The sequence below is a fragment of the Oleiphilus sp. HI0061 genome (genome assembly GCF_001635675.1).
Genome location: NZ_LWFE01001366.1, coordinates 1 through 718, shown reverse-complemented (window position 1 = coordinate 718; position 718 = coordinate 1). Strand labels below are relative to the sequence as shown.

Sequence of the window (718 nt, the reverse complement as noted above, 5' to 3'; positions counted from 1 at the left end):
AAAAAAGCAGTATTTTACCGCAATAAAATATCTGCTGTTTGTTCTCTTCCTTGGTTATATATATATAACGAATAATCTGAATATAAATCTTTTCTAGTTTATTACGCTTTCCTGTGAATTATTTTGCGTTTTTGATGTTTTTCATCGATTAAGCACTCTTAAGCCGATTAAAGTGCTTGATATATTCAGGTAGTGATCTTAATATTCGCCCCCAATAATTTTAATGGCTGATACACTGTCTAGATCGATTCGATCACTAGACTGTCTTTCAATCATGTATATAGGTGCTTTAAGCGCGCGTACGCAGATTGGTAGTGGTGTTAGGTCTTCGAGCAAACACGTTATATATAATTGAGGAATGTCCATGCAAGTTTCTGTTGAATCCACGTCTTCCATAGAGCGCCGAATGACGATTGGTGTACCTGCTGATCAGATCGAGCGAGAAGTCGAGGAGCGCCTTCAGAAGACGGCTAAAACAGCACGTATCAACGGTTTTAGACCAGGAAAGGTGCCAGTTAAGGTTGTTAAAAAGCGTTATGGACAAGGCGTACGTCAAGAAGTGATTGGCGAAGTAATGCGTAACTCTTACGTTCAAGCGTTGACTCAAGAGAAAGTTAACCCGGTTGGTTATCCTCGTTTTGAGCCTAAGACAGTTGAAGAAGGTAAGGATCTAGAGTTTATTGCGATTTTTGAAGTGTATCCAGAAATCGAATTGGCT

General features: G+C 39.3%; 1 protein-coding gene. It reads left to right on the top strand.

The features are described from left to right. Positions 1–364 precede the first annotated feature (364 nt). Positions 365–718 (top strand): trigger factor family protein (locus A3735_RS21595; protein ID WP_304440001.1); only part of this gene is annotated, 354 nt, incomplete at its 3' end.